Raw genomic sequence first — 2,947 nt, 5'->3', positions numbered from 1 at the left:
CGGCCGGCGACGAGCTGCGAACGGCGCCCGGCGGGCGGGCGGCCCGGGTGCGGGCGATCCAGACCCAGAGCACCGCCGTCGATCGCATCGGCCCGGGGCGCCGCGTTGCGCTCAATCTCACCGGCGTCGATGCCGACGACTTAGGACGTGGCATCGCCCTGGTGCGGCCCGACCAGTGGCACCACACCCGCAGCATCGACGTGGAGCTGACTGTTCTGGATGGTGTTCGGAACGATGTGACCCGGCGGGGCGCCTACGCCCTGTACCTCGGCTCGGGCGAGTGGCCGGTACGGCTGCGCGTGCTGGGGCCCGAACGCATCGCCCCCGGGCAGACCGGCTACGCCCGGCTGCACCTGCCAGTCGGGCTGCCGCTGGTGATGGGTGACCGCTTCGTGCTGCGCGACTTCGGCCGGGGGCAGACCGTCGGCGGCGGCACCGTGCTCGATCCCGACCCGCAGCTGAGGGCTGCGGTGGCCCAGCCCGACGCCCGGGCCGAGCGCATGATCGCCGAGCGCGGGTGGATCGAGGCAACACAGCTCGAACGGCTGACCGGCGAGCGGGTGGAGCCCGTGCTGGGCGGCTGGGTGGCGCCGCCCGAACTGGTCGAGGCGCTGGTGGACGATCTACGGCAACAGATCGAACGCGCCGGTCCCCTCGGCTTGGACCTGGCCGGGCTCGACGAACGCCAACGCCTGGCCGTCGGCACGCTCGACGGGGTCGCCATCGAAGCCGGACGGGCCCGGCCGGCCGACGCCGCCGACGTCCTCGCCGACCATCCGGTCATCGCCGACCTGGCTGCGGCGCCCTTCTCCCCGCCCGCACCGAGCGGCGTCAGCCAGCGGGAGCTCATGGCGCTGGCGGCGCGCGGCGATCTCGTGCACGCGGACGGGGTCTGGTTTGCGGCGTCCGCCATCGAAGCCGCTGCCGCGCGAATCGCTGGCTTGCTCAGCGCCCAGCCCGACGGTGTCACCGTGGCAGAGATCCGCGAAGAACTCGGCACCACACGGAAGTACGCGCTGCCGCTGGTGGGCTACCTGGACCGGACAGGGGTGACGCGGCGGCGCGGGGACCTGCGCATCGGCGGGCCGCGGCTGCCCGAAGTATCTGGATAGAGCGGGAGAGCGCTAGCTGGCTTCGGTGCGCAGCAGCAGCATGTTGCGGCGCTCGATCTCGTTGCGCCCGCCCCAGATGCCGTGCGCCTCACCGACGTCGAGCGCGTGGTCGAGACAGTCGTCGATCACCGAGCACTGGCCGCAGATGGCCTTGGCTCGGGCTTCGCGCTCAGCTTTCTCGTCGCGCCGCTCGGTGCGGGGCGGCGGGAAGAAAACCGCCGCCTGAGGTCCTCTGCAGGCTGCCTTGTCCTGCCACTCATCGACCAGCAGAGCGCTCATATGTCCCCCTTGTCGGAGGGGACACTAGATCACGAAAAATCGCTTGACAAGAGGTAAACGAAACCTCATTCGGTTTCGGAAACCGTCGAATCGGTCCTTTTTTTTCTCATCTGGCGGTAGTCCACTGCGGCGCCTTCGAGCGGCTCCACCTCCAGCACTACGCCGCTCAGGCCGCTGACCCGCAGCGGTTCACCCGCCTGCAGCGGCGTAAGACGGTTGACCCGGGCCCGCCACCGGGCGCCGTGGACCTCGACGGTCCCGTCGGGATCGATGTCGGTCACCGCAGCGCCCTCCACCCCGATCAGCCACTCCCGCCCCACGGTGGCGGTGCCGTAGCGGGTGCGGACCAGCGCCGGCAGACCCGACAGCACGAAGGCGCCGACGCCCACCAGTCCCACCAGCAGCGGGATCCAGCTCATCGAGTGCTGGCCGAACAGCGTCAGCGAGCCGGCGAGCACGGCTGCGCCGCCCGCCGCTGTCCAGAAGCGCGGCACACCGGTCTGGATGTCCACCGCAAACGCCACGAAGCCGGCGATGAGCAGCACCAGCGCCCACGTCCGGACGTCGAGCGTTCCCAGGCCGAACGCGGCGAGCAGCACACACACCGCTGCAACCATGGCGGCGATGCCGATGCCGCCGGTGTAGAAGTCGAGCAGCAGCAGCGACAGACCGGCCAGCAGCAGCAGGTAGGCAACCGCCGGGCTGGCAGCGGTGTGGAAGAGTCCGTCGAGCAGTGGCAGCTTGACGAACGACACGACCACGTCGTCGGCCGGAGCCCGCCGGACCACGCCGTCATCGCCGGTCACGTTCTGGCCGATCGGCGGCAGCAGGCCCTCATCGGACATGGCGAACAGGAACTCGCCGATCACCGGTGCTACGCTGTCGAGCAGGTCGACCAGCGCGTCGTCGTCGATCGTGGACCCGGCGCTGTCGATCTGCAGCACCACGCCGATCGCGTGGAGCCCGTCCGCGGTGACGAGCTGGCGCTTGATGTACGAGGCCATAATCGGATCGATGAGCCCGTTCACCTCCACCACGACGATCTGACGCGGGCGCGCCTCCCCGGTGATGTGAGGCGTGGTGGGATCATCGGGGATCACGTGCGGTATCTCGGGGTCGTCGTGCGCTGACGCCGGCACGGCGACCAGACCCAACACCGCAGACAGCAGCAGCGTTGCGGCCACGAGACGCGCCAAACCGCGACGGTGCAGACGTGCGTTCACCCGAGCTCCCTGGATCGGCGGCCGCCCGAACTCTAGAAGCGCTGCGGTGATCCGGGACACCCGTGGCGCCTGTACTGGCGCCGGGGACGGCCGGCCCCATTACGCTGCGCCATCGTGACCGACGTGCTGCTGGCCACCGATGCCGACTGGGTCATCGAAGAGGTGGCGGCGGCGCTTGCTGGCCCCGAGGTGACTTTCCGGGTGGTGCGCTCCGGCCAGGATGTCCGGCCTGCCGTGCAGGCGAGCACACCAGACCTGGTGATCCTCGACTTCCAGATCGGGAACATGGGCGGCATGGCCACCTGCCTGGACCTGCGCCTGGAATCGGGCATG

The 2,947-nt window shown here is 70.3% G+C and carries 4 protein-coding genes; 2 read left to right on the top strand and 2 right to left on the bottom strand.

Going from position 1 to position 2,947, the window contains the following annotated elements:
• Positions 1–1,112 (top strand): SelB C-terminal domain-containing protein (locus tag VI480_RS00150; RefSeq protein ID WP_323670782.1); only part of this gene is annotated, 1,112 nt, incomplete at its 5' end.
• A 12-nt stretch (positions 1,113–1,124) separates the two neighbouring features.
• Here VI480_RS00150 and VI480_RS00145 read toward each other — a convergent pair.
• Both VI480_RS00145 and VI480_RS00140 read right to left on the bottom strand, forming a co-directional pair.
• Positions 1,125–1,391, bottom strand: coding sequence for a WhiB family transcriptional regulator (locus VI480_RS00145; protein WP_323670781.1), 267 nt, complete (start codon positions 1,389–1,391; stop codon positions 1,125–1,127).
• A gap of 65 nt (positions 1,392–1,456) precedes the next feature.
• Positions 1,457–2,614 (bottom strand): NfeD family protein, encoded by a 1,158-nt coding sequence (locus VI480_RS00140; protein WP_323670780.1) that lies wholly within the window; start codon positions 2,612–2,614, stop codon positions 1,457–1,459.
• 114 nt (positions 2,615–2,728) lie between these two features.
• On the opposite strand from VI480_RS00140, the gene VI480_RS00135 reads away from it, so the two are divergent.
• Positions 2,729–2,947 (top strand): response regulator (locus VI480_RS00135; RefSeq protein ID WP_323670779.1); only part of this gene is annotated, 219 nt, incomplete at its 3' end.

The organism is Candidatus Poriferisodalis multihospitum, from assembly GCF_028283155.1.
GTDB classification, from domain to species: Bacteria; Actinomycetota; Acidimicrobiia; order Acidimicrobiales; family Poriferisodalaceae; genus Poriferisodalis; species Poriferisodalis multihospitum.
Note: the sequence above shows the minus strand (reverse complement) of the source record. Positions and strands in the feature narration are given on the sequence as shown.